The 24733-nt window shown below is 52.0% G+C and carries 20 protein-coding genes; 12 read left to right on the top strand and 8 right to left on the bottom strand.

Features of this window, described 5'->3' with window-relative positions; genetic code table 11:
* Positions 1-325: 325 nt before the first annotated feature.
* The 6 genes from fucO to ACK2JC_RS21375 all read right to left on the bottom strand — a co-directional run bounded on the left by fucO (position 326) and on the right by ACK2JC_RS21375 (position 8996).
* On the bottom strand, positions 326-1474 hold the full coding sequence (gene fucO / locus ACK2JC_RS21400; RefSeq protein WP_092371313.1) for a lactaldehyde reductase: 1149 nt from the start codon (positions 1472-1474) through the stop codon (positions 326-328).
* Positions 1475-1662: 188 nt separating this feature from the next.
* Positions 1663-2055 (bottom strand): helix-turn-helix domain-containing protein, encoded by a 393-nt coding sequence (locus ACK2JC_RS21395; RefSeq protein WP_092371315.1) that lies wholly within the window; start codon positions 2053-2055, stop codon positions 1663-1665.
* 137 nt (positions 2056-2192) lie between these two features.
* The gene (locus ACK2JC_RS21390) at positions 2193-2759 is read right to left on the bottom strand and encodes a TetR/AcrR family transcriptional regulator C-terminal domain-containing protein (protein ID WP_092371318.1); all 567 of its coding nucleotides are present in this window, start codon (positions 2757-2759) and stop codon (positions 2193-2195) included.
* A gap of 305 nt (positions 2760-3064) precedes the next feature.
* Positions 3065-5773 (bottom strand): hypothetical protein, encoded by a 2709-nt coding sequence (locus ACK2JC_RS21385; RefSeq protein ID WP_331681316.1) that lies wholly within the window; start codon positions 5771-5773, stop codon positions 3065-3067.
* Positions 5763-8024, bottom strand: a complete 2262-nt coding sequence (locus tag ACK2JC_RS21380; RefSeq protein WP_320938397.1) for an efflux RND transporter permease subunit — start codon at positions 8022-8024, stop codon at positions 5763-5765. The genes ACK2JC_RS21385 and ACK2JC_RS21380 overlap by 11 nt, the downstream gene beginning before the upstream one ends.
* A gap of 30 nt (positions 8025-8054) precedes the next feature.
* Positions 8055-8996 (bottom strand): hypothetical protein, encoded by a 942-nt coding sequence (locus tag ACK2JC_RS21375; RefSeq protein WP_320938396.1) that lies wholly within the window; start codon positions 8994-8996, stop codon positions 8055-8057.
* Between the two features lie 264 nt (positions 8997-9260).
* On the opposite strand from ACK2JC_RS21375, the gene ACK2JC_RS21370 reads away from it, so the two are divergent.
* From ACK2JC_RS21370 to ACK2JC_RS21355, 4 genes are all read left to right on the top strand, one after another.
* Positions 9261-9842: a TetR/AcrR family transcriptional regulator gene (locus tag ACK2JC_RS21370; RefSeq protein WP_092371327.1), complete on the top strand. Its 582-nt coding sequence runs from the start codon at positions 9261-9263 to the stop codon at positions 9840-9842.
* A gap of 47 nt (positions 9843-9889) precedes the next feature.
* Positions 9890-11125: a class I SAM-dependent rRNA methyltransferase gene (locus ACK2JC_RS21365; RefSeq protein WP_320938395.1), complete on the top strand. Its 1236-nt coding sequence runs from the start codon at positions 9890-9892 to the stop codon at positions 11123-11125.
* Positions 11126-11349: 224 nt separating this feature from the next.
* On the top strand, positions 11350-12234 hold the full coding sequence (locus tag ACK2JC_RS21360; RefSeq protein ID WP_320938394.1) for an AraC family transcriptional regulator: 885 nt from the start codon (positions 11350-11352) through the stop codon (positions 12232-12234).
* Between the two features lie 237 nt (positions 12235-12471).
* Positions 12472-13008, top strand: a complete 537-nt coding sequence (locus ACK2JC_RS21355; RefSeq protein WP_320938393.1) for a GNAT family N-acetyltransferase — start codon at positions 12472-12474, stop codon at positions 13006-13008.
* An 81-nt stretch (positions 13009-13089) separates the two neighbouring features.
* On the opposite strand, the gene ACK2JC_RS21350 is transcribed toward ACK2JC_RS21355, so the two are convergent.
* Entirely contained in the window at positions 13090-13758 is a 669-nt protein-coding gene (locus ACK2JC_RS21350) for a transcriptional regulator (protein ID WP_227167854.1), read from the bottom strand.
* A gap of 262 nt (positions 13759-14020) precedes the next feature.
* Between ACK2JC_RS21350 and ACK2JC_RS21345 the strand changes: the two genes are divergently transcribed.
* From ACK2JC_RS21345 to ACK2JC_RS21325, 5 genes are read left to right on the top strand one after another with little or no spacing between them, the layout of a single operon-like run.
* Entirely contained in the window at positions 14021-14389 is a 369-nt protein-coding gene (locus ACK2JC_RS21345) for a RidA family protein (RefSeq protein WP_368271206.1), read from the top strand.
* 50 nt (positions 14390-14439) lie between these two features.
* Entirely contained in the window at positions 14440-15891 is a 1452-nt protein-coding gene (locus tag ACK2JC_RS21340; RefSeq protein ID WP_092366267.1) for a Na+/H+ antiporter NhaC family protein, read from the top strand.
* A 35-nt stretch (positions 15892-15926) separates the two neighbouring features.
* Positions 15927-17096: a MalY/PatB family protein gene (locus ACK2JC_RS21335; protein ID WP_320938392.1), complete on the top strand. Its 1170-nt coding sequence runs from the start codon at positions 15927-15929 to the stop codon at positions 17094-17096.
* An 18-nt stretch (positions 17097-17114) separates the two neighbouring features.
* The gene (locus ACK2JC_RS21330) at positions 17115-18488 is read left to right on the top strand and encodes an NAD(P)/FAD-dependent oxidoreductase (protein ID WP_320938391.1); all 1374 of its coding nucleotides are present in this window, start codon (positions 17115-17117) and stop codon (positions 18486-18488) included.
* Positions 18485-18871: a 4Fe-4S dicluster domain-containing protein gene (locus tag ACK2JC_RS21325; protein ID WP_368271207.1), complete on the top strand. Its 387-nt coding sequence runs from the start codon at positions 18485-18487 to the stop codon at positions 18869-18871. The genes ACK2JC_RS21330 and ACK2JC_RS21325 overlap by 4 nt, the downstream gene beginning before the upstream one ends.
* 60 nt (positions 18872-18931) lie before the next feature.
* Here ACK2JC_RS21325 and ACK2JC_RS21320 read toward each other — a convergent pair whose 3' ends face one another.
* On the bottom strand, positions 18932-20296 hold the full coding sequence (locus tag ACK2JC_RS21320; RefSeq protein ID WP_411337769.1) for an IS1182 family transposase: 1365 nt from the start codon (positions 20294-20296) through the stop codon (positions 18932-18934).
* Positions 20297-20500: 204 nt separating this feature from the next.
* On the opposite strand from ACK2JC_RS21320, the gene ACK2JC_RS21315 reads away from it, so the two are divergent.
* From ACK2JC_RS21315 to ACK2JC_RS21305, 3 genes are all read left to right on the top strand, one after another.
* Positions 20501-22234, top strand: coding sequence for an IS1634 family transposase (locus ACK2JC_RS21315; protein WP_368275008.1), 1734 nt, complete (start codon positions 20501-20503; stop codon positions 22232-22234).
* Between the two features lie 130 nt (positions 22235-22364).
* Positions 22365-22490 (top strand): hypothetical protein, encoded by a 126-nt coding sequence (locus ACK2JC_RS21310; protein WP_368282604.1) that lies wholly within the window; start codon positions 22365-22367, stop codon positions 22488-22490.
* A gap of 42 nt (positions 22491-22532) precedes the next feature.
* The gene (locus ACK2JC_RS21305; protein WP_320938390.1) at positions 22533-24596 is read left to right on the top strand and encodes a molybdopterin-dependent oxidoreductase; all 2064 of its coding nucleotides are present in this window, start codon (positions 22533-22535) and stop codon (positions 24594-24596) included.
* The last annotated feature ends 137 nt before the right edge of the window (positions 24597-24733 follow it).

The raw sequence follows: 24733 nt of genomic DNA, 5'->3' as shown, positions 1-24733 counted from the left end.
TAGCTATTTTCTATTTTGATGGTTATCTATGTAAGTAAGTGCTGCGAAAATCACCAGCACCAATGTCAACACTTCAAGTGTATTCATGTTACATATCCTCCTTCGTTTATTTCCGAAGGAAACCACCAGACTATCCTCTGACTTCTGTTCAATTATACAAGAATAGTTTATCACAGGGATGGGGGGTATGCAATGATGATCACTGTCATTTTTTTGTGGTCTGCTGGTTTGGGCCACAACCGAAAAACAGGACCCGGAGAGGGCGCCGCTTCATGGCTTCGCGGCGCCCTCTCCAGGTCCTGTTTTCCGGTTGATTCAATTCTGATTACATCAGGGACAGGTACAGATTCTTGATATCCTCAAAGCTGGGATCCTTGGGGTTGCCGGGCTTGCAGGCGTCGTCCATGGCGGACTGGGTCAGGAAATCCACATCCTCGGGCTTCACGATGGCCTTTAAGTCGGCGGGGATACCCACATCCTGGGACAGCTTCTTCACAGCCTCCACAGCGGCCTTACGGTACTCGTCCTGGCTCATGTTCTCCACGCCCTCAACGCCCATGGCAATGGCGATATCTTTGTACTTGGTTCCGGTGCAGGGAGCGTTATACTCCATCACGGTGGGCAGCAGAATGGCGTTGGCAACGCCGTGGGGGGTGTCATACACAGCGCCCAGAGCGTGGGCCATGGAGTGCACGATGCCCAGTCCGCAGTTGGAGAAACCCATGCCGGTCAGGTACTGGCCCAGAGCCATACCCTCGCGTCCCTCAGGGGTGTTGTCCACAGCGCCGCGCAGGCTTCTGGCGATCACCTCGATGGCCTTTAAGTTGAACATATCGGTCATTTCCCAGGCGCCCTTGGTGGTGTAGCCCTCGATGGCGTGGGTCAGAGCGTCCATACCGGTGGAAGCGGTCAGCCCCTTGGGCATGGAGGCCATCATCTCCGGGTCAATCACAGCCACTACCGGGATATCGTGGGGGTCCACACACACGAATTTGCGCTTCTTCTCAACGTCGGTAATCACGTAATTGATGGTAACCTCGGCGGCGGTTCCGGCGGTGGTGGGAACGGCGATGATCGGCACACAGGGATTCTTGGTGGGGGCCACGCCCTCTAAGCTTCTCACATCCTCGAACTCGGGATTGGTGATGATGATGCCGATCGCCTTAGCGGTGTCCATGGAGGAGCCGCCGCCGATGGCGATGATGTAGTCCGCGCCGGAAGCCTTGAAGGCTGCCACGCCGGTCTGCACATTCTCGATGGTGGGGTTGGGCTTGATGTCGGAATAGATCTCATAATCCAGTCCCGCGTCCTCCAATACGCTGGTCACCTTGCCAGTCACATTGAACTTGATCAGGTCGGGATCGGAGCAGACAAAAGCCTTCTTAAAGCCTCTGCTCTTCGCCACTCCCGCGATCTCCGCGATGGCGCCTGCGCCGTGGTAGGAAGTCTCATTCAGTACGATTCTGTTTGCCATTGTTATCTTCTCCTTTTCTTGAAAATGCTTCCGGCTTTGCCGGTGCCTTTGTGTTTTCCATTGTTAATATTATAACAACGCCAAATTTAAAAAGAAAGTGACAAACTTGCCGGTCTGTCACTTTCCTTTAATCTTTGTGCATATTGCTAATTTTAATTAGATATTTTGTCCAACATTCCCATGGTACCTTACTCTTTATTGTTGAGCAGGGAAATACCGATGCAGGTCATTCCGATTCCCAGCAACGTGATTCCGCTTTCCACGGGTAACGCGTCCAGAACCGATAGGACGATTACGGCGATCCCCATTGCCAGAGCAACCGCCTTAAAAAGAATATCCATCACTTCCTTTGGCTTTTTTGAGGAAACAGGAACTTCTTTTTTTATCTGCATAAGATCATCGACGGAAATACCGAGGATTGCCGCCAAATTGGGCAGTGAATGAATGTCCGGACAGGACAGGTCCCGTTCCCATTTAGAGACAGCCTTGTCCGTCACTCCCATTTTTTCAGCTAGTTCCAGCTGCGTCATGCCCTTTTCTTTTCTGTGCTCCGCAATTATCACACCGAGTGTTTTCTTCATCGCCTTTTACCCCCGTCAATTTTGTTTGATAATTGCATTGTAATATTCTCCCTGTAAAGACTCAACCGACCCTCAGTTTAGTCCGCTCTACCATTCGTTTAGGCCAGGTAGAGCAGGTGCCTGCGAACCGCCGCGGCTCAGAGAAGTTCCAGCCTTCCGAACACCTCCGCCAGCTTGGGCGGCATGGCTTCCACCAAGGTCCGGGCCATCTGCTCCGGGGAGTCCTTCATGCCCCCAAGGACCCATTTGACCGTCATGTACACCGAACCCTGGCAGTACATTTCCAACAGGAAATGCAGCTCGCCGTCCAGGGGCTGGCTGGTCTTGCGTGCGATCAGGTCCGTGTAAAACTGGAGGATCAGCTCGAAGTCGTGCTCTTTTAAGGAGTTCCGGTCGTCGGAGCGGAACGCCTCAGTGAAGAACACCTTTTCATTGAGGATAAATGCAAATTTCTGGGTCAGGCTCTCTCCGACCGTGTGGCCCATGCCGATCTGCTCAAAGGATTGGAGAACCAGCTTGTCAAAGTACCAGTTGATCAGGTCGTACTTGTCCAGGAAATTCCGGTAAAAGGTCTGCCGGGTGACGCCGCAGCCCTCCACAATGTTTTTTACCGTGATCTTGTCCACCGGCGCGGTTTTCATGCACTCCTTGATGGAATTCGCCAGCTTGTATTTTGTTTTTTCCTGCTTCATGATTTCCGCCATTGGTCAACGCCGCCCTTCGTTATTCTCGCGGATACGCTGTGCCTTGCCATGTCTTGATGGACCTTCGGCGGCTGTCCGCGGGGTCAGAAGCCCGCAGGCATAGCTGCGGGATAACTGAATCAGGCGGGAGCGCGAACGCTACCGCCTGATTTTCATTATAAAGGTTTTTGACCTGGATTTCAACCGGAAAGGAGGCCGTTTTGTGGGTTTGTGGGTTTTCCCGTGTCCGCAAATCAGGTCCGCTTTCCAGTCATGCAAGCCGTGCTGCCCGGCCCCGGACAGCTGCGTTCCGCCTCCTTAGGTGGTCAGCGCTCCTTGAAAATGGACACAATGGCCTGCCACATTTTCACCAGCACGTTCCACATCCTGCGCAGGGGGCTGACATGCTCCTTCTCCGTCTCCACGTCCGTAGGCTTGTTATCTTCGCTGTCCAGACTGATCTCGTCGGTCCTCAAAATGATCTGCAAGGTTTTGGGCGCCTTGTTCTGGTCCGAAGTGAAGGATACCTTCTCTGCCTCCGGGTCCATGAACAGGAACCGGTTGTCAGTGTCGAATTTGTCCAGTTCGTTGTCCAGCGTGTCCTTCATGGTGCGCCCGGCCCTGCGCATGGCCGTGGTGCTGTCCAGAATGTCCAGGCTCTTGTCCAAAAGCGCCATACTGCCCCGCAGGCTTTCCCTGGCGGCCGCGTCAAAATCGTCGCTGCTGTTTTTCAGGGTGTTCTGCAAAATGGTCATGGTGCTGATTCCGCTGTTGAGGGCCTCGGTGGTCCGGTTCACCAGCTCCTGGGCGTCGGTCAGAGCGTCCTGGAGATCCGGGTAATAGACGTCCAGAGAATCGTTTAACGCCGTGATATCCTCGATGAGGAAATCCAGGTTATCGATCAGTTCCCGGCTGTATTTCGCCGCGTCGCCGGTGTTTTCCGTCATCTCGCTCATAGTGCTCACCAGATCGCCGCTCTGCTTGGAGAGCCGTTCCAGGAGCTGCTTTTTCGCGTTCAGACTCTGGAATACCTCCGTGGGACTTAAGGGATAATCCGCCCCTGCGGTCACGAGAGGCGCGCTGTGGGGAGTGATGGTCGCTATTAATCCGGTATCGGCGCTGATTTTCGCGCCTGCCCGGGAGGTGAGGGTACCGCCGGAAGTGGAGGGACCACCGCTTCCTTCATTGGATGTGGTGTCGCTTGCCGTGGTATCGCTGCCGCTCGATATATCACTGCCCGCAGCGCTGCCGGTGCTGCTGCCGGTGCCGCCGTTCTCTCCTGCGCTATCCTTATTGGCATCTCCCGCGTTTTCATTACCGCTTCCACTGCCGGAACCGCCGTCCACGGTATTTCCATTCCCGTCCGCACCATTCGTTCCAGCGCTTTCGCTGTTCTGATTGCCGCCCGCCTGGCTTCCGCTCTCTCCGCTTCCGCTATTCTGGCCTCCGCCCACCTGGCTTCCGCTCTCTCCGCTTCCGCCGTTCTGGCCTCCGCCCGCCTGGCTTCCGCTCTCTCCGCTTCCGCTATTCTGGCCTCCGCCCGCCTGGTTTCCGCTCTCTCCGCTTCCGCTATTCTGGCTCCCGCCCGCCTGGCTTCCGCTCTCTCCGCTTCCACTATTCTGGCCTCCGCCCGCCTGGCCTCCGCTCTCATCACTTCCGCCGTTCTGGCCTCCGCCCGCCTGGCTTCCGCTTCCGCCATTCTGGCTTCCACTCTCATTTCCATTTCCGCTCTGCCCCGCATTCCCGGCTCCGGAGTTTCCCGCGCCGCCCGAAGCGTTTGCGCGCTCAGGCTCCTCGTAATAATCTTCCCCGATATCCAAGAGCGCCTGCTGGATGCTGCTCATTCCGGTCAGGGTAACCTGCTCGTTGGCCTGGAACTGGGCGTCCAGGGCGATCACCTGGAGCATCAACTCCTGAATCTCCGGCAGTTCCGTGGACAGACTGTCCATGCTGTTCTCCACGTGTTTAAGCCGCGTGTGCAGCTTGCGCAGGGGATCCTGCATCTGGCCCAGGGTGTCCACAATGTTGTTCATTCCGTTGTGCACCACCTCCGCCGAGTCCTTGGCGGTCTGCAGATGGGGCACCATGGTCTCCATCTGTCCGGACATGGCGGTGAGCGCCGCCAGGGTCTGGTCGTTTCCGGCCAGAATGTCGTCCTTGGAACCGCTCCAGGTCTGTCTGGCGCTCTCAGCGGACTGAAGGCCGGACTGAACCTGGTTCACGCCGTCCCGCATGGACTCTACGGACTTCGCCATCTGCTCCAGGCTGTCGTAAAGCTCATCCCCGGCGTCCTGCCAGGTGTCCTTGGCTTCCTTCAGATCCTTGATGTGCTGCAAATCCTCCACCGTGCCCGGGGCCATGGCCATGATCACGCCGATGGTCTCAAAGCTGTCCGTGCCGATGCGCACCGTGTAGTCCCCTTCCTCCCCGGGAAGAGCCGTGAACACCACCGCCGTGGTTTCTCCCAGATTCTGGGTCTGCGCGCCCTCGGCGTCCACGCTGTAGCATTTGCTCAGGTCCACGGGCACCGCCACCATCAACAGCATGTTGTTGCGGTAATACTCCCTTGCGCCGTCGTTGGGCGTTGCCTTCACATTGATCTCGATCAGACCCGAAGCCCCGGCCAGCTGATCCGCGTTGGCGGGCACGCCGTTGAGCTTGTAGGACACGTCGAAATCCCAGGGCAGCGTCACCTGGTCGTTTCCCATGGTGCACTGGTAGTAAAAACGCCCGGTCTGGTCCGCAGGCATGGTCCAGGTCACCGTCCCGTCCCCGATCTGGGGAGCCACGCTGCTTGACATATTCACCACATTTTCATAGGTTCCGTAATCCGTATACTCCGTATTACCGTTGAAATTACAGCTTTTCACCACGTTGACCTTGCTGGTTTTTCCATAATAATCCAGGTTCACGTACATGGTTTCATCCACGTCCACCCCGGCCGGCGCGCCGTAAACTTCATTTGCCCCACCTATGTTGGTGCACAGCATAAGGCCCGCCAACACGGCCGCCGTGATTCTTCTGCTATACTTCATCGCCATTCACCTCCATTGGTTCGTTTCCGGCCGCATTTCCATTTCCGGCCATTTTTTTAAGTCCTTTCTTCAACAGTTCCACCCGCCGGTCATGCCGCTTTTTCAGGAACTTCTGCAAGCGGTCCCACTCGTTGCTGGTGATGATCCGGTCGCACAGCACCAGGAGCGCCGGCAGCACGGTCAGCACCAGGAACACGCTGAACAGCGCGCCCCTTCCGATCAGGTGGCCCAGGTCGCCAATCGCGGCCGTGGTGGATATAAAGTGGATAATATATCCGGCTAAAATGATAATGGTGCCCGACGTAAACACCGAGGGGCAGGACAACTTGATCGCGCTGATACAGGCGTCCTTTTTCCCCATACTCTTCCGGCAGGACACGTAATTGTTGGTCAGCAGGATGGAATAGTCCACCGTGGCTCCCAGCTGGATGCTGCTGACGATGATATACCCCATGAATACCATGGTATCCCCCTCCAGATAGGGAATCGCCATGTTGAGGAAAATCGCGATCTCAATGGGGATCATCACAATCACCGGTATGATAAAGGACCGGAAGCTGAACATTACCACCAGGAACACGCCCAGCATGGACAGGTTGTTGACCCGGTTGTAATCGTCCGTGATCGTGGATTTGATATCCTGGGTGGACGGCGTCTCGCCCACCAGATAAGACCCCTGGGGATAGTAGGTTTGGATAATGGACTGGATCTCGTCCGCGCACTTAAATGCCTGGTCGCTCTCCGTCTTTGTCCTTATGTAAATGAGCATTCGCGAATAATTCTTCGTGTGCAGCTGGCTGGTGATGGAATACGGAAGAAATTCCTCCGGAATGCCCGCCGGAAGGGTGTTGGCCATGGAGGTCACGCTCTTCACATAGGGCAGATCCTCGATCTGGTCGGACATCTCCTTCTCCGTCACCGGGGAGGTGTTGGGGAACAGGGCCAGCATCATGTTGCTGCGCCCGAATTTCTCCACGATCATCTGGTCGTCCGCGTATACCTGCGTGCCCTCGCTGGCGCCCACCGCGCTGTTTCCGTAGAGGAAATCGTTCATTCCCTGGGCCACATAGGCCACCGGGGTGATGAGCAGCATGATGGTGGGAATGATGTAGCGCACCCGGTAAACCCAGCTGCTGAGCTTGTTAAACTCCGGAAGAAACGGACGGTGTTTGGTGCGTTCATTCCATTTGGCAAATTTCAGGATCATGGCCGGCATGAGGAACAGCACGGTCAGCAGGCTGAACACGATTCCCTTTGCCAGCACCAGGCCCATGTCAAAGCCGATGGTGAAGTTCATGAACACCAGGGCTAAAAAGCCCACCACCGTTGTCATGCTGCTGGCCAGGATGGAATTGATGGCCTCGTCGATGGCGTTCACCATGGCCTCCTCATCGTCCAGCCCCTCCCCCTTTCCGCGGGTAAAGGAATCCAGCAGGAAAATGGAATAGTCCATTGAGGTGGCCAACTGCAGCACCATGGCCACGTTGTTGGTCAAAAATGACACCGTTCCGATGAAAATGTTGGTGCCCCGGTTCAGCAGGATCGCCACGCCCATAACCAGCAGAAACAGGATGGGCTGAGTCCAGGCCGTGGTGGTGACGCACAGCACCACGAAAATCATGATAATGGCCACGGTCAAAATCAGGCTCATCTCGCTCTCCACGTTCTCGGTCAGCGATTTGTTCTGTACCGCCATACCCACGTAGTAGCCCTTGTCCCCGGTGATCTGTTTCATCTCGTCGATGGCTTTGGAGGTACTCTTGGCGGTATCGCCCTCCACAAAGGTCACGTCCATCACCGCGCAGCCATCCTTATAATAGTCCTCGATATCCTTCTGGTTGATAAAATCCTCGCCGGAATAAATATTCACAGTGCTGTCGCACCAAAGTACCTGATCCACGCCGTCCACAGCTTCCAGCCGGTCCTTATACTGCTTCGCCTCGTAGAGGGTGACGTCCTTTAACATAATCCGGGCCGTGCCGGGATAGCCGAACTCCTCCTCCATCTTATCCAGGCCGATGCGGGACTCGGCGCTGGCGGGAAGGTATTCCGTCAGGTCGTAGTTCACATTCACAAACAGCATGGCCAGCAGGCTGAAAATGCACCCCGCTGCGAATATGGACTCAATCACCCCTTTCCTGCGGATGATAAAGTACGCCAGCCGGATGGACCCGCGCTCTTTCTCGCCCTGATCCTGCCCGCTGTCCGGCTCTTTTCTCTTTTTAAGCTTATCAAGCAATCTCTGTCCCATGGCCAAACTCCTCATTTACCTCTGCGGCATTTACCGCAGCATAATAATCAGAAAGAAATGCTTCCCGCCCTCTTCCCGGTGGGCGATGCCGATCTTCCGGTAATACTCCGGCAAATACTTCCGATCCGCCTTCTGATCATAGCGGTCCATCATTTTCGAGCGGAACTTGTCGTAGGCATCCGAATCATCCTCGCAGTTTTGCAGGTACAGCTCCATGGCGTTCCGGCCCGAGCCGTAGGAGATGGATTTCAGATAATCGCTTACCGTTCCCTCCCCCGGGATGCTGCCGTTCGTATAACCGGACGCGCCCGCGGCCTCCAGGCGATGCATGGCCGCCCGGTTTAAGTCCTCGTACACCTGGAAGGTGGCGTTCCTGTCGTAGCTGCGCTTCATATCTCCATCATATTCATCCTCGCGCTCCGAATACTCTTCGAAATACTCTTCCGTCTTTTCCTCGTTCAGTTGGTCAAACAGCGCCTGGGTTATCTCATCGTAACAGCCCACCTGGAAAGCGCCTCCGCCGGTGTTTTCCACCCGGGTTGCGCTTTTAAAAACGCCGTCAACGCCAAACTGGCACTCTGTCTCTCCCAACGTCACGTCCCCGGTGTTCATGGCTCCGTCCTCGTGGAAATAATACCAGTTTCCGCCGATCTCGCGCCACCCCACCGCCATGACTCCGTTCTCCTCCATATAATAGGTACGTCCTTCGTCTGTCAGCCAACCGGTTTTCATATAGCCCTGGCCGTCGAACCAGTACCAGTTTTCTCCGATCCGGCTCCAGCCTCCGGCCGCGGGCGCTCCGCTCTCCTGTATGTATTTCCAGCCGGTCCCGTCCTGCTGCCAGCCGCCTTCCGCCGCCAGCGCACCAGCCGGAAAGGCCGCGGTGAGCATCGCAGCTCCCAATACCGCGCTCAAAACCGCCAGCCCCGGCGCGCCTTTGCCCCGCCTTGTCTCCCGTTTCCACTCACTCATTCCGTCATCTCCCCGACTTTTATTCCAGAATCTATTATCCATCTCTCGTTGTGTTATACAACCTTCATTTTAGTAATTGACAGATGTCTATTTATTGACTATAATGGATTATACTAACTAATGGCGTTATATACAATGATTAATTTTTCAGTTAATGACTATTAATCAACATTTTTCCAGCTAACGTCTATGAACGAAATATTAAATTTTTGAGAAGTTTGACCGGCTTTCGACCCAAAGCCAAAACAGCGAGGAGGCTCTATCATGGGAGAAGAGACAGTGGACCGCAGGGTCCGGAAAACAAAAAAGCAACTGCGCGAGTGCCTGACGCGCCTGCTGAAAGAAAAGAAGGTTCAGGACATCACCGTGCGGGAGCTGACCGACATGGCGGACTTGAACCGCGGCACCTTTTACCTGCACTACCGGGACGTGTTCGATCTGCTTGAGAAGACGGAAAATGAACTGCTGGACGAGTTTAACAGTTTGATGTACCGGCACAACGCCCAGGACCTGACCAACAACCTGGCCGCGGTATTTGTGGATATCTTCCACCTGGTCAAGGACAACTCCGACCTGGTATATATTCTGCTGGGAGAGAACGGCGACTTAAACTTCGTCAACCGCTTGAAGCACCTGGTGCGGGAGAAATGTTTACAGGACTGGATGGAGGTGTTCCGCAGCGGAAACTCCGCATTTTTCGAAGCCTACTACTCCTTCATTGTGTCCGGCTGCGTGGGCCTGGTGCAGTATTGGCTCCAGACCGGTCTCACGGAATCTCCTGAGGAGCTGGCCACCCTGGCGGAGAAGATCATCAATCAGGGAATCCACGTGTTGGAAAATGGATGAATTTTTTCCCATTCTATGCTATTATCAAGAAAATACATGTAAATAGAATGGAGAAAAAAATGGATTTGTTTAAAGAAAACGCTGTCGTGCGCATCCGCAAGGGCGCCGGCCGGTCCTTAAAAGCGGGCGGCGCGTGGATTTATGATAATGAGATTGAGGCCATCCAGGGAGAATTTGAGAACGGCGGCCTGGTCCGGGTGGAGGATTTCGACGGATACTGCCTGGGACACGGCTTCATCAACACCCGCTCCAAGCTGACCGTACGCCTCCTGTCCCGCAGGAAGGACGCCGTGATCGACGAGGTATTTCTGGAACAGCGGGTAAAAGCCGCCTGGGACTACCGCAAGGCCACGGTGGACACCTCCAGCTGCCGGGTGATCTTCGGCGAGGCTGATTTCCTGCCCGGACTGGTGGTGGACAAGTTCTCCGACGTGCTGGTGGTGGAATCCCTGGCCCTGGGCATCGACCGCTTAAAGCCAGTGATCCTGGACAAGCTCCTGCAGGTTCTGGCAAAGGACGGCGTGAACATCCGCGGCGTGTACGAGCGCAGCGACGCCAAGGTGCGCCTCCAGGAGAGTATGGAACGTTTTAAAGGCTTCATCGGGGAGCCATTTGACACCAAAGTGGAGATCGTGGAAAACGGCGTCCGCTACCTGGTGGACGTGGAGGACGGCCAGAAAACCGGCTTTTTCCTGGACCAGAAATACAACCGGCTGGCAGTCCAGAACCTGTGCCGCAGCCTGGCCCCTGAGCGGGTTTTGGACTGCTTCACCCACACCGGTTCCTTCGCCTTAAACGCCGGCCTTGCCGGGGCCGGACAGGTCACGGGCGTGGACGCCTCCCAGCTGGCCGTGGACCAGGCAACGGAGAACGCGGTTTTAAACGGCCTCTCGGACCGGGTGTCCTTCCTCTGCGCCGACGTGTTCGACCTTCTGCCCAAACTGGAAAAAGATGGAGAACGCTACGACGTGGTGATCCTGGACCCGCCGGCCTTCACCAAGTCCCGCAGCTCCATCAAGCAGGCGGTAAAGGGGTACCGGGAGATCAACCTGCGGGGCTTAAAGCTGGTGAAGGACGGGGGCTATCTGGCCACCTGCTCCTGTTCCCACTTCATGGACCCGGAGCTGTTCACCAAGACCATCCGCGAGGCCGCAAGCGGCGCACATAAGCGCCTGCGCCAGGTGGAATACCGCACCCAAGCCGCGGATCATCCGATTTTGTGGGCCGCGGAGGAATCCTACTATCTGAAATTCTACATTTTCCAGGTCTGCGACGAGAAATAGGGATGGACGGCCCGGGATGTGAGGGCCCCGAGGTGTTGGGCCTGGGATGTGGAGACCGGGATATGGGGCTCGGAGTCAGGGCCCGGAACGGTCGGCGCAGTACGCCAGGCAGCGCTCCGCACGGAAAGTCAAGAGAATTCTGCCGCTTTCCGGTATTGTTTAGATATGCCTGCTGCGGTTTGGACCGCACGGCATAACGAAACTTGCGGAAGGAGGAGAATGTGATGGATTGGATTACCGGAATACAGCGGGCCCTGGACTATGTGGAGGAACACATAACCGAGCCCATCGACTACGAGGAGGCCGCCAGGCGCGCCTGTTCGTCCAGTTTTCATTTCCAGCGGGTATTCAGCGTGCTCTGCGGCTTCACCCTGGGCGAATACATCCGCCTGCGGCGGCTGACCCTGGCCGGAAGCGAGCTGGCCGGATCGGACGAAAAAGTCATCGACGTGGCCCTGAAATACGGCTACGACACCCCCGAGAGCTTCAGCCGGGCCTTCACCCGTTTTCACGGCATCACGCCGTCCCAGGCCAGGAACAACGGCGCGGTTCTGAAATCATTTTCCCGTCTTTCCGTCAAACTGATTTTAAGCGGAGGGAATATCATGGATTACAGAATCGAGACAAAAGAAGCATTTAAGCTGGTGATGAAAAAGAAGCGGGTGAGCGCCAGGGAGGAGCTGACCCCGGTGGAAATTTCCGCTTTCTGGCAGGAATGCAGCACGGACGGCACCATCCCGGCGCTCTGCCGGTACATGCCGAAGGAGAATCTGTTCGGCGACCGGATCGTGGGCGCCAGCTTCGGAAAGGACGCGGTGGACGCGGACTTCCCCTACGCCATCGGCGCTGCCTACAACGGCCAGCCCGTGACCGGGGACGGCCTCTGCGTGGAGGAGATTCCGGCCCACACCTACGCGGTGTTCACCTGCACCGGCAGCATGCCCCAGGCATTCCAGGAACTGTACCACCGGATCTACACCGAATTCTTCCCCACCAGCGAGTACCAGCCCTGCGGGGGGACAGATTTTGAGGTGTACCCGTCGGCGGACGTGACGTCGCCGGATTACTGCTGCGAGTTTTGGATTGCGGTGGAGAAAAAACAGAATTGAGAACATGAAACGCGCCCGGATGAACTCCGGGCGTGTTTTGATGGCATTTTGGTGGCAGTGATTGACTTGTGTACGTTAATTTCAAATGGTACTATAGCAGCTTACAACACGCGTCGCTTGACGGACGGTCAAATTTGATTATAATGATAGTAACATTGGATATTCCATTCGTCCCTGCCAAACAGGAAGTTATGAAAGAATCCATCAACCGATCAGAAAGATTCAGGAGACTTGACCATGAACCGAGACTATTTCCTACAGACAAAACGAATCGGCTTCTCCAAATGGACGGACGCCGATCCCGCCCTTGCCCGCCAGCTGCGGGGGGACCCGGATGTGACGCGGCTGATCTGCGCCTCCGGCCGCTTCACCCCTCAGGAGATTGCGGACCGGTTGGTCCGGGAGATCGACCATGACAGGCGGTTTTCTGTGCAATACTGGCCGGTTTTCGAGCTGAATGGCGGCGGATTTATGGGGTGCTGCGGGCTGCGGCCTTATAAGAGCGGTGAACGTGCTTATGAGCTGGGTTTTCATCTGCGGAAGCGATACTGGGGGATGGGGTACGCCACAGAAGGGGCGGCGGCGGTGATAAGGTATGCATTTCATGTCTTGAAGGCGGAAACGCTGTACGCCGGGCATCATCCTGAAAATGCCGGGTCGGAAAAGGTGCTTAAAAAGCTGGGATTTCGGTATGTAGGGACGGAATTTTATGGGCCTACGGGGTTGGAGCATCCGTTGTATGAATTAAAGTCCTCGTTTATGATTGACAAATAACCCTATACCCAAAAAGGGTGTCGCAGAATCATCAAAATAGATGATCGTGCGGCACCCCTTTTTCGCAAAAATCACTTAATCTCACTCAACCGTTTCCGAAGAGTTGCCTTTAACCGAGCGCAGGTGGAGATACACCGTGTTCTTGGATATCTCCAGCAGTTCTGCGACATGCTCCACAGCATTTTTCATATTAAACACACCCTGCTGATAGAGTATTTCAATAATCGCGCGGTTGTGTAAGGACGGTTTGATGGAAGGGTCATTGTCCACAGCCGCCTTTGCCTGGTATAAAAGGTCGTCGAAGAAGGTTTCGCGGTTGTTGGAAAACAGCTCGGATGTGGACTGATCATTGGAGGGCGTATTGGGCAAAAAAACGGACAGGAAGTCCAGCATGGGCATATTCAGATTGATATTAATGCAGAGAAGTCCGATGATGCGCTCGTACTCTCCCTTGATCGCAATGGTCGCTGACTTGATAGGATTTCCACGTTTGTTTTTTGCAAAATAGGAAATATAAAATTTGGCGCCGTCTTTTTTGATCTTGTCCAGCATGTCCAGCGCAAGATTGGTGATGGGAGCGCCCACTTCTCTTCCGGTATGATGCCCGTTCACAATTTTAATGACAGACTTGTCGTAGTCCTCCAGACTATGAAGAGCGATTTCACATCCATCCCCCAGATAGTCTGCCAGTCCTTCTAACACCGTCTTATAAGATTCTAATATTTTATGATCTACCTCTGATAAAATCATTGTTTTCCCCACTGACATCGCAAAGAATTTTTGTTACAGTTCTTATAATTTATATGAATCTTATACTAACACAAATTTTTTGGTCTTTCAATATGTGATGAAATATTTTTTAGTGTTTCTGGCATTATCACCAAAAAAACTAAACAAGATTTCATCACATTTACGATTGATTAAAATAAAAAAATGTTATATTCTAATTTTGGAATAAAATATTTCAGTAATTTATGAAATAATAAAAAATATTTCAAAGGAGGAAATGAACATGAACGTTATTTCAACAGAAAACGCACCTGCTGCAATCGGCCCATATTCACAGGCTTTTGAAGTAGGCAATCTTGTGATCACATCTGGCCAGATTCCAGTTGATCCAGCTACGTGGGTGGCTCCGGATGGGATTGAGGCACAGGCTCATCAGAGCTGCAAGAACGTGGGCGCGTTATTGGAGGCAGCCGGTGTTTCATTTGACAAGGTTGTTAAGACGACATGTTTCCTGGCGGATATGAATGACTTCCAGACATTTAACAGTGTATATGAGAAGTATTTCACATCCAAGCCCGCGCGCAGTTGTGTTGCAGTAAAGACGATTCCGAAGGGATTGTTGTGTGAGATCGAGGTAATTGCTGAAAAATAATTTTTTAAACAGAGCAGAAAAACTATTTCAAAAGACAGAGGGGCTAAATTATGAGCAAAGAAAAGAAAATCCGCGAAAAGAAAAAACCGCTTTTTATTGAAGCGATCTCTATGATCGTAGTATTACTCGCATTGGTAATCTATTCCGTTAAACTTGATATTTCCATTATTCCCGCGATGATGATCGCCATCGTTTGGTCCATGGTAGTTGCCTACCGGTGCGGTTACGGCTGGAACGATATTATGGCTCCTGTATACGAGCGTGAAAAAGGAGTCGTTGAGGTATTCTTTATCATCTTATTAATCGGTGCGTTTATCTCAACCATGATGTTCTCCGGCACGATTCCGGTCATCATTTATTACCTGATCAACGTCATCAGCCCGTCCTTAATGATCGTATTGTCCTTCTTACTGACAGCGATTGTATCCGTTATCATCGGTACTTCCTGGGGAACGGCGGGTACCGTGGGCGTGATCATGCTGGCGATCGCACAGAGTATGGGAGTACCGCTTCCCATCGTTGCAGGCGCCGTTGCATCCGGTTCCCACGTTGGTCAGTTATGTTCTCCAATGGCTGATACTTCCAACGTGGCGGCAAGCTTCGCTGACGTAGACACCATGACCATGATCAAACGTATGGCTTATTACACCCTTCCCGTTATCGGCATTGCGACCGTTCTCTATGCAGTATTAGGCTTCATGAACGGTTCCGGCAGCGGCGATATGGCTTCCGCCCAGTTAATTCACCAGGAGATCGGCTCTGTATTTAATACCAATGTGCTCGTGATCCTTCCCATGGTTTTGGTATTTATTTTAACCTTCATGAAGAAGCCCATCGTTATGACCCTTGGCATTACCTCTTTACTGGGTATCGTATTTGGTATGATCTTCAACGGCTTTTCCTTTGGCGAAGGTTTAAACGCTCTTTACAGCGGATTTACCGTAGCTGGAAGCGCAGGCATCGCCGAGGAGGGCTTCAGCGATATCTTCTTAAATCTTTGTAACCGCGGCGGCGCAACCAGTATGGTAAGCCCTGCTATCATCGTAATCGTCGCTTCCATGTATGGTACCATCCTGATGGAGATCAAAGCGCTGGATGTGATCGCTGAGACCGTATTCTCCAAAGTTAAGAGCAGAGTATTGTTAAGCACGTCGGCCGTTGTACTGGCAGGTCTGATCGTAAGCTTAACGTCCAGCTCTTTCTTAGCCGGAATGATGCCTAAGGATTTATTCTTAAAGAAGTTCGAAGAAGAAGGTATGGACAGTATGGACCTGGTATCTGCGGCCTTATCCGCAAGCACACAGTACCTGACCTGTATTCCGTGGTGCGACACCGCTATTTTCTTAGCCGGTATTTCCGGAGTGTCCACGCTTGCCGCGTTACCGTATAACTTCTTCGGCTGGGGCTGCTCCGCCATGGTCATCATTTTATCCATCTTCGGCATTGGCTACAAGAACGGAACCAGAATGTTCAAGCTGGAAAGTCAGAAGGTTATTGAGTAACTAAAACAAGTCAAACACAGCAAAGGAGATACGGAATGATAAATTTTGATTTACCTCTTAATCGAAGAGGAACGAACACATGGAAATGGGATGGAGAAGGTTTAGGCGTTGATTACCCGCTCGGCACGGCCGACATGGACTTTAGAATGCCGGATGAGATCCGTCAGGCCATCCACGATAAAGTTGATCAGGGCGTCTTATCCTACGCTGCCGACAAGAGCTATTTTGCAAAAGCATTTGCAGCTTACCAGAATCGCCGCTATGGTTTGAATATCCAGCCGGAGCAGGTTATGCCGGGCACGACTCTGATGGCAGTTTATAAAGTGATTATGGATGCGTTCACCGCACCCGGGGACGGCGTGATCGTTCAGACTCCTGTCTTTGGACCGTTTTACTCCGTAACGAAAAATAACGGGCGTATCTTATACGACAACGGACTTGTGTATAACAGAGCCGAGGGGACCTGGTCCATTAACTTTGAAGAATTGGAAGAGATGGCTTCCGATCCCCGCGTCCGACTGCTGGTGGTCTGCAATCCCGGAAACCCGACCACAAGAGGCTTTACAAGAGAAGAAATGCAGAAGATGTACGATATTTGTAAGGCAAACCATGTGGTTATGTTAAGTGATGAAATCCACTCCGACGTATATTATGACGGCCGCAAGCACGTTTCCCTGTTAGCTGTCTGTGATGAGGACGGAAAAAACGCCGTCGTTCTGACCAGCTCCGGAAAGGTATTCGGCATTCCCGGCCTGAAAACCTCCGCAACCGTTGTTCCGAATCAAGAGCTTCGCGACCGATACGCCGTCGCCGCTTTAAATGCAAGAGTCGATGTGATCGACCTCGGCCTGGTTGCGGCCACCGCGGGATATGAGCACGCGGAAGGGTATATTTTAGAATTGCAGGCTTATCTGCAGAAGAATAAAGACTATGTTGTAAATTGGTTTAAGGAGAACGACATTAAGGTTGTTCTGACGAAACCGGAAGCTTCCTATCTGTTCTGGCTGGATTTTACGGACTGGAAGATGAGCTGTGACGAGCTTGAAGCGTTATTGCACGAGTACGGTATCGTATTTTCTTCAGGAGCTGAATTCGGCGGCCTGCATAACGAAGGTTTCATGAGAATGAATATTGCAACCCGCATGGAATTAGTAAAAGGCGCGCTTACTAATTTGAAAAAATGTTATGAGGAAAAGATTCAATAGTTTTAGCGATCGATAAAAATGGTGGTAGCAGCAAAAATGATTGGGGGCAACGATGAGGGGATGGATCTTATCGATGTAAGATCATTTTTGCTGCTATCGTACTATTCGAAACGTGCGTATCGATTCAGAATAAATGATTGGTGGAGACGTATGAATAAAATTATAATCATTGGGTGCAGCGCCGCCGGATTAAGCGCGCTGGAGAATTTGCGGAAATATGATAAGCAAAGCGAAGTATTGGTCCTTTCAAAAGAAGGGGCTCCATACTCAAGAGTGCTGCTTCCTTACATATTGAGACAGAAACTACCATACGAGGGGTTGGATATATGCGGCCCGGAGTATTTTACAAGATATAACGCACAGTTCAAACAAGAAAATGTGGTCGGAGTCGACCCGGAGAAGAAAACCGTGACAACGGATCAAGCTACCTATCCATACGACAAACTCCTGATTGCAACCGGCTCTTATGCAGTAGCGCCGCCCATTGAAGGGATGAAGGGCGACAAAGTATTCCATATGTGGACAAGATCCGATCTGGACGCCTTACTGCCCTATTTTGAGACTTCTAAAAAGGTGTGCGTGATCGGTTCCGGCTTTGTAGCCCTGCAGGCCGCGTGGGCGGCAAGAAGCAGAGGGCTCGACGTAACGGTCATTGAGTTGATGGACCGTATTATGCCAAATGTATTGGATGATGAGGGCGCGAAGCTCCTGTCGCAAAAAATAAGGGAATGCGGCGTGGCTTTATATACAGGCACCTCAACACAGTCCATCGAACCCCTGAAAGACGGAAGCCTTGTCCTGCATTTAAAGGACAAAGAAGATGTCCCCGCGGATTTTGTGATTGTGGGAACCGGAGTCCGGCCAAACGTGGGATTTTTAGAAGGAAGCGGGATCGTGACAGACAGAGGCATTCCTGTAGACGGACACATGAGAACCAATGTGGAAGATGTCTATGCAGGCGGCGACGTGGCGGCAGGCCCCACCATTTTCGGGGACGAACATATGATCCATGCGCTGTGGCCTACGGCTGTGGAAATGGGCCAGGTTGCCGGTGAGAATATGGCGGGCCTTTCCACCGTTTACGAAGGCAGTTTAAATATGAATGTGACGGAAATGTACGGTGTGACGGTCGCTTCCATCGGCAAATTTGCAGACCAGGAAGTGGACGATTTCTACCTGTACCCCAGCGAAGAATACGGCTATCTGAAAATCTGCTGCAAAGACGGCAGGCTAATTGGCGGCTGTCTGGTTGGAAACAGCGACGCGGTGGAGTATCTCGGTAAAATGAGACCGCTGATCCGCAAGGGGGAAGCGATCGATTGCCGGACACAGGATGTAAAGGACTATATTAACAAAGAAATATTCAATCAAGTATGGAGAGAAGGCTTATGAAAACAATCACGATCGATCCCAGAAAATGTGTAGGCTGCAGAAACTGTGAAATGGCCTGCGCCTATGAAAAAAGCAAATCATCCTGTGAAGTGGATTTTGCAAATATCCGTGTAAATGATTACATCGAAGAACGGTTTGTGGTTCCGATGACCTGCTTCCACTGCGAGGAGGCATGGTGTCTGAAGGTCTGCCCCGCCCATGCCATCAGCCGGGACCCGGAAACCAATGCGGTGATTCTCGATCAGACAAAATGCGCCGGATGCAAAATGTGCATTTTATCCTGTCCTTACGGGAACATTCATTTTGACCATGAAAAAAAGGTGAGCTTTAAATGCGATCTGTGCGGCGGCGATCCCAGATGTGTCACGCACTGGGGCTGTTGACAAAGTGCCTGATCATTTATTACGAGCGGAAAAAAGCAATAAAAAAGACGCCTACCGGCGTCATCCCATACATCTTATCATCCTTTTTAAGTTCAAAGCGGTCGCCGAGAGGAGGCAGTGGTCCTCCGCTGCCTCTAAACCCCGTCGTAAGACGCGTGTTAAGTTATGTCCCCACTTTTGGGCGGCAAACGTGCCCTCGCACCAGATCTGCCGCTTGCGCAGCGCATCCAGATAGTCCGGCTCGTTTTGCCGGGCGAGATGCCGCCGTACTGTGGGACGGAAGTAGGTATCCAGCAGCCTTCGTGCGCCGCGTTTATCATTTTCGCTCAAACATTTCTCCCGGAAAGGACAGCTCCGGCAGTCTCCGCGGTCTGCCCAATACTCCCAGTACACACCGCTGGCGCTGCGGTACAGCCCCTTCACTCGAAGCTCTTTCCCATTGGGGCATTGATAAACATCTTTCTCCGCATCATAAGAAAAGGCATCCCGTTTGAATTCCGCCTTGGTCCTATCAGCAGAAGGCTGCGGCCTGACATAAAAGGAGATTCCCTGCTCCTCCAGCACACGGTGGGCCAGAGGAAAATCGTAAGCGGCGTCCGCTGTGGCCGCCTGAATGGGGAAGACATTTCGATGGATCTGCTCCAGATGGTCCAGGTATGGCACGGAATCATGCACATCGCCCGGTGTCACCGTCACACCCAGGATCACACCGTGGTCCGTGTCCAGGGTTTGATGGCTCAGGTAGTACTGGCCCTCCGGCTTCCCCGGCCGTTTCATATGCCCTGCCTCCGGATCAGTCCGGCTCACACGCTTGTGGCTGCGGCGGCTGTCCCGCTTGATTTGCTTTGTCCGCTTCTTCCGGCGGTGTCCGGTCCGTTTCTCCAGTTTCTGCAGTCCTTCTTCCTCGTAGCCGTCCAGCCGTTCCCAGTATACGCCCGGTTCCTCGGGCATTTCCACCAGATGCTCCGACGCACGGGAGGCATTGGCCTTTACATGGGTAGAGTCGGTAGCTGCCAATTTCCCGCTGACCAGACCTTTTTCAATGCACTGCCGCACCACTTCCTCAAACAGCCGACGGAAAACCTTGCGGAAAGAAGGCTTGCGACGGCGCAGCTGAGAGATGGTGCTGTGGTCCGGTACCCGGTCAAACAGATCCAGGCCCAGATACCACCGCAGGGCCACATCTGTCTGGATACGCTGTTCGATCTGCCGTTCCGATGGGATCCCGTACAGGTATCCTACCAGCAGATATTTTACCAGCACAACAGGGGCAATGGGTGGGCGGCCGTATCTGCGGTTGTACAGATGGGCTGTTTCTTCATGAATGAAGGACAAGTCCAGCGTGGCTTCCAGTTTTCGCAGAAAGTGTCCCTCTGGGACCAAATCTTCTATCGTTACCATGTGCAGCTTCAGTTGCATTCCCATCCCCCTCTCCGCTCTTTTTTTCATTATATCATATTTCCGGCGCTAAGGGGACTTTGTCAACAGCCCCGCACGGGAGTTTGACACCTGAAAATCTTGCAAGCCTTATGGCTGCTTATTTTTTTGTCAAATTCAGAAAGTTTTTAGTGCGTAATAGCGTAATATATGATATAATACGATTATACCATCTCTCTTAAGGAGTCTGCCATGCGATTGACTACAAATAAAACCAAAAATGGAATAAGCTACTACATCATCCGCTCTGTCCGCCGCGACGGCAAACGCTCCTCAGAAGTTGTGGAACGCCTTGGAACTGAACGGGAAATCATGGAAAAATATCATTGTACAGATGCCAATAAATGGGCTAAGGCGCATCTGGACGAGCTCAATCAGGCCGAAGCTGAAAAGCAGCATAAAGTCCTTGTTCCGCTGCGGACGGATATTCTCATTCCTTTCGATAAGCAGAATTCCTATAACGTTGGTTACCTTTTCCTTCAGAAGATCTACTATGATCTTCGCCTGCCAAACATCTGTAGAAAGATTTCAAAAGAATATTCGTTTTCCTATGACCTTGATTCCATCCTTTCACGTCTTGTATATGAGAGGATCCTCAATCCGTCTTCAAAACTCTCCTGCTATGAGCAGTCCTCCGATTTGCTCGAACCACCGGCTTTTGAACTGCATCAGATTTATCGTGCCCTGTCTGTCATTGCAAACGAATCCGATTCCATCCAGGCGGAACTGTATGAAGCAAGCCGGCGGCTGGTCAAACGGCAGACCGGAGTCCTGTACTATGACTGTACCAATTACTTTTTTGAAACGGAATGTCAGGAAGGCCTGAAACAATACGGTCCGAGCAAGGAACATCGCCCGAGCCCTATCGTCGAGATGGGACTTTTCATTGATCGAAGTGGGATCCCCCTTGCCTTTTGTATCCATCCAGGCAATACCAATGAACAGACTACTCTGATCCCATTGGAAGAACAGATCCTGAGAGATTTCTCGCTTTCAAAATTTATCGTCTGTACGGATGCTGGATTGTCTTCTGAACGCAACCGGAAATTCAACAACTTTGGCGGCCGCTGTTTCATAACAACGCAGTCCATTAAAAAGCTCAAAAAAGATTTGCGCCAATGGTGTCTGGAGCCCACCGGATGGCATCTGAAAGACAGCCTGGATACCTATGATATCAGCAGGCTCGAAGACACCGCTAAAAACCGCAGCAAGCTATTCTACAAGCAGCTGTATGTGGAAGGAAATGACGGGAAACGTGATATTGATTTCGATCAGACTCTGATCGTGACCTATTCCCTGAAATACAGGAACTATCAACAACAGATCCGAAATCAGCAGATTTTAAGAGCGATAAAAGCAATTGATACCGAGCCGAAAAGGATTGATAAGCATAGCCAGAATGATTACCGCAGATTCATAAAGAAAACATCGATCACCGCATATGGTGAATGCGCTGCAAATAAAATTTACGAAATTGATCAGGACGCCGTACAGGAAGAAGCCCAGTATGACGGCTTCTATGCCGTCTATACGAATCTCGACGATGACCCTTCCGAAATCGCAGCAGTAAATCAAGGGCGGTGGGAAATCGAAGAATCTTTCCGGATCATGAAATCAGAATTCGAGGCCAGGCCGGTTTACCTAAAACGGGATGACAGGATCAAAGCTCACTTTACGACATGTTTTATCGCGCTTTTAATCTACCGGATTCTGGAACGCAAACTAGACAGCCAGTTCACTTGTGATGAGATTATTTCGACACTCAGAAAAATGAGGGTAACAAGCATAGGAAACGAAGGATATATCCCATCTTACACACGTACAAAGCTTACGGATGCGTTGCATGAGTACGCCGGGTTCCGTACTGACTATGAATTGATAAAGAAACGTACCATAAAGGGTATCTGCAGACATTCAAAAGAATAAGAATCCATTACTCCCTTTTTTCAAAAAGAAAAGCCCTCAGAAACGGCATAAATACGACGTTTCTAAGGGTTTTCAACATTCTAAACTGTCAAACTTGGGATTATATCATATTTCCGGCGCTAAGGGGACTTTGTCAACAGCCCCGCACTGTATCAGCGGCGCGCTGCAGTTTGAAGAGGTGGACGACGCGATCACCAGAAAGCGCGTGAGAACCGACCATAAGATCAAGGCAATGTACCTGGATGCGAATAAATGATGAACTATCGTGACATTAGAGAAACAGAATGGAGAATAATATATGTCTGAGAAAAAGGTATGTAAATCAATCTGTAGAATGTGTGGATCGGGATGCGGGATTGAAGTGCAGATTGAAGATAATAAACTGGTAAGAATCAGTGGAGATAAAGATAACCATATCAACCGCGGCCGCATCTGCATCAAGGGAAGCAGCGCGGTGACGTGGCTGGACTCCCCTGAGCGGTTAAGAAAACCTTTAAAGCGCACGGAAAACGGTTTTGTGGAAATTCCGTTGGAACAGGCAATGGATGAGATCGCCGATAAAATCAAAGAATTGCAGGAAAAATATGGGAAACAGTCTGTAGCGGGATGGAAAGGAGAGGGAACCGGATTCGACCAGAACGAAGCGTTGATGAGACGTTTTAACAATGTGATCGGCTCCCCAAACTATTTCAGCAATAATACCCAGTGCAACAATGGCCGCTATGTCGCTTTCTATTTAAATTACGGCTGCTGGCCCCAGGCTGATTTCCGAAATACAAAGCTCGCGCTTTTCTGGGGAACCAACTCCCCGGCGGCACATTCTTACTGGACGCAGGATCTGAACGAAGGCCGGGAAAAAGGGGCGAAATCCATCGTGATCGATGTCCGTTACAACGAGCAGGCAAGAATCGCCGATTTGTTCGTCCCGATCAAACCGGGTACGGACGCCGTCCTGGGATACTGCGTCATCAACCAGATGATCGAACGCAATCTTGTCAACATGGAATTCGTCGAGAAATTCACCGTTGGCTTCGATGAATTAAAAGAGTACGCAAAACAGTTTACCAAGGAATTCGCTTCCAGGATTACAGGTGTGGAGGAAGCTGTGATTGATCAGATGGTCGACATGATCGAAGAGGCCGGCGATCAGGTATGCAGCTGGCCCGGAACCGGTCTGGAGCATCAACGGAACGGCGTCTCCAACAGCCGCATTACCTCTCTGATCGACTGTCTTGTGGGCGCGGTGGATCAAAAAGGCGGCATGCTTTTAACGGAGAATCACAAACGGAACGATCTCACACTCAATGATGAATTTGTCAGGGAATTGGAGCCCATCGGCCGCTCCAAATATCCGATCATCGACTATTTCAAACGTGAGAGCCACACTTTGATGTTGATGGATACGATTCTTACCGGCAAATACGAAGGCAGAGACTATCCGTTCAAAGGCCTGATCATGACGGCGGCGGACCCGATGTTTACGGAAGCAAATACTTCCAAGACAAAGAAAGCGCTGAGCAGCCTTGAATTGTTTGTGGTAAAAGACGTCATGATGACGGAGACGGCAAAGCTCGCCCATTATATCATTCCGGCGGCTTCTAATTTTGAACGGGACGAGATTTACTTCAACGGAATCGAACAGTCCTGCTACCTTGCGGCCAAGTGTATTGACAGCGGTCTGCAAACAGAGTATGAGTTTTTAAAAGGATTGGCGGACCGCCTGGGCGCAGGGGAATATTTCCCCTGGAAGGATGAAAAAGAGCTGATCAACTACATCATGGAGCCCAGCGGATATGATTACGATTATCTGAAGGAGCATCCAAGCGGAGTCAGAGCCTGCCCGGTTCGCTACAAGAAGCATGAAGAACGCTTGGCACGAGGCGAAAAGCCGTTCCCGACTCCCACAGGAAAAATCGAGTTGTGTTCCACTGTTTTGGAAAAATTTGGTTATAAAGGAATTCCCACCATTGACGATCTCCCGGATTATGTCAAAGAGCCCGACCTGGAATATCCCTGGCCCTGTTCAACCGGCGCCAGAAAGGTATACTATTTCCACGGCCGTTACCGCAACATTCCGCAGATTAAGAAAGCGCACCCCCATGCCGAGGTGGAAATCCATGAGGAGGATGCCAAAAGCCTTGGACTACAGGAAGGTGATATGGTGAAGGTCACCTCCAAACAGGGCAGCATCACATTGCCGGTAAAGATCATGCAGCGCGGAACATTTGCCAAAGGCGCAGTTCAGATCACACATGGATTTGCGGATGCAAATGCAAATCTATTGACCGACGATACGGACAGGTGTCCGATCAGTGGGTTCCCGGCGTTGAAATGTGTGAATGTGAGGATTGAAAAAGCTTAAAAACGGTTATTGATTGAGAAACAGGCACGCAGATGGAACTGACTGCGTGCCTGTTTTTTTGCTTCACGCGGCTTTGCCGTCAAGCCACGGTCCGGAGCGCCGTCACCCCTATTTCTTGCAATTAAAATAAAGCTTTG

It is taken from the genome of Enterocloster lavalensis (assembly GCF_046603895.1).
GTDB classification, from domain to species: domain Bacteria; phylum Bacillota; class Clostridia; order Lachnospirales; family Lachnospiraceae; genus Enterocloster; species Enterocloster lavalensis.
This window is presented reverse-complemented; position numbering and strand designations above follow the sequence as displayed.

What these genes read in the sequence shown, in the direction of transcription:
- ACK2JC_RS21370 (WP_092371327.1), top strand. Translation starts at nt 9,261, where the DNA reads ATGGGAGAAGAGACAGTGGACCGCAGGGTCCGGAAAACAAAAAAGCAA.
- ACK2JC_RS21375 (WP_320938396.1), bottom strand. Translation starts at nt 8,996, where the DNA reads ATGAGTGAGTGGAAACGGGAGACAAGGCGGGGCAAAGGCGCGCCGGGG.
- ACK2JC_RS21330 (WP_320938391.1), top strand. Translation starts at nt 17,115, where the DNA reads ATGGTGGTAGCAGCAAAAATGATTGGGGGCAACGATGAGGGGATGGAT.
- ACK2JC_RS21355 (WP_320938393.1), top strand. Translation starts at nt 12,472, where the DNA reads ATGAACCGAGACTATTTCCTACAGACAAAACGAATCGGCTTCTCCAAA.
- ACK2JC_RS21365 (WP_320938395.1), top strand. Translation starts at nt 9,890, where the DNA reads ATGGAGAAAAAAATGGATTTGTTTAAAGAAAACGCTGTCGTGCGCATC.
- ACK2JC_RS21325 (WP_368271207.1), top strand. Translation starts at nt 18,485, where the DNA reads ATGAAAACAATCACGATCGATCCCAGAAAATGTGTAGGCTGCAGAAAC.
- ACK2JC_RS21350 (WP_227167854.1), bottom strand. Translation starts at nt 13,758, where the DNA reads ATGATTTTATCAGAGGTAGATCATAAAATATTAGAATCTTATAAGACG.
- ACK2JC_RS21305 (WP_320938390.1), top strand. Translation starts at nt 22,533, where the DNA reads ATGTCTGAGAAAAAGGTATGTAAATCAATCTGTAGAATGTGTGGATCG.
- ACK2JC_RS21380 (WP_320938397.1), bottom strand. Translation starts at nt 8,024, where the DNA reads ATGGGACAGAGATTGCTTGATAAGCTTAAAAAGAGAAAAGAGCCGGAC.
- ACK2JC_RS21340 (WP_092366267.1), top strand. Translation starts at nt 14,440, where the DNA reads ATGAGCAAAGAAAAGAAAATCCGCGAAAAGAAAAAACCGCTTTTTATT.
- ACK2JC_RS21395 (WP_092371315.1), bottom strand. Translation starts at nt 2,055, where the DNA reads ATGAAGAAAACACTCGGTGTGATAATTGCGGAGCACAGAAAAGAAAAG.
- ACK2JC_RS21385 (WP_331681316.1), bottom strand. Translation starts at nt 5,773, where the DNA reads ATGAAGTATAGCAGAAGAATCACGGCGGCCGTGTTGGCGGGCCTTATG.
- ACK2JC_RS21360 (WP_320938394.1), top strand. Translation starts at nt 11,350, where the DNA reads ATGGATTGGATTACCGGAATACAGCGGGCCCTGGACTATGTGGAGGAA.
- ACK2JC_RS21315 (WP_368275008.1), top strand. Translation starts at nt 20,501, where the DNA reads ATGCGATTGACTACAAATAAAACCAAAAATGGAATAAGCTACTACATC.
- ACK2JC_RS21390 (WP_092371318.1), bottom strand. Translation starts at nt 2,759, where the DNA reads ATGGCGGAAATCATGAAGCAGGAAAAAACAAAATACAAGCTGGCGAAT.
- fucO (WP_092371313.1), bottom strand. Translation starts at nt 1,474, where the DNA reads ATGGCAAACAGAATCGTACTGAATGAGACTTCCTACCACGGCGCAGGC.
- ACK2JC_RS21320 (WP_411337769.1), bottom strand. Translation starts at nt 20,296, where the DNA reads ATGGGAATGCAACTGAAGCTGCACATGGTAACGATAGAAGATTTGGTC.
- ACK2JC_RS21345 (WP_368271206.1), top strand. Translation starts at nt 14,021, where the DNA reads ATGAACGTTATTTCAACAGAAAACGCACCTGCTGCAATCGGCCCATAT.
- ACK2JC_RS21335 (WP_320938392.1), top strand. Translation starts at nt 15,927, where the DNA reads ATGATAAATTTTGATTTACCTCTTAATCGAAGAGGAACGAACACATGG.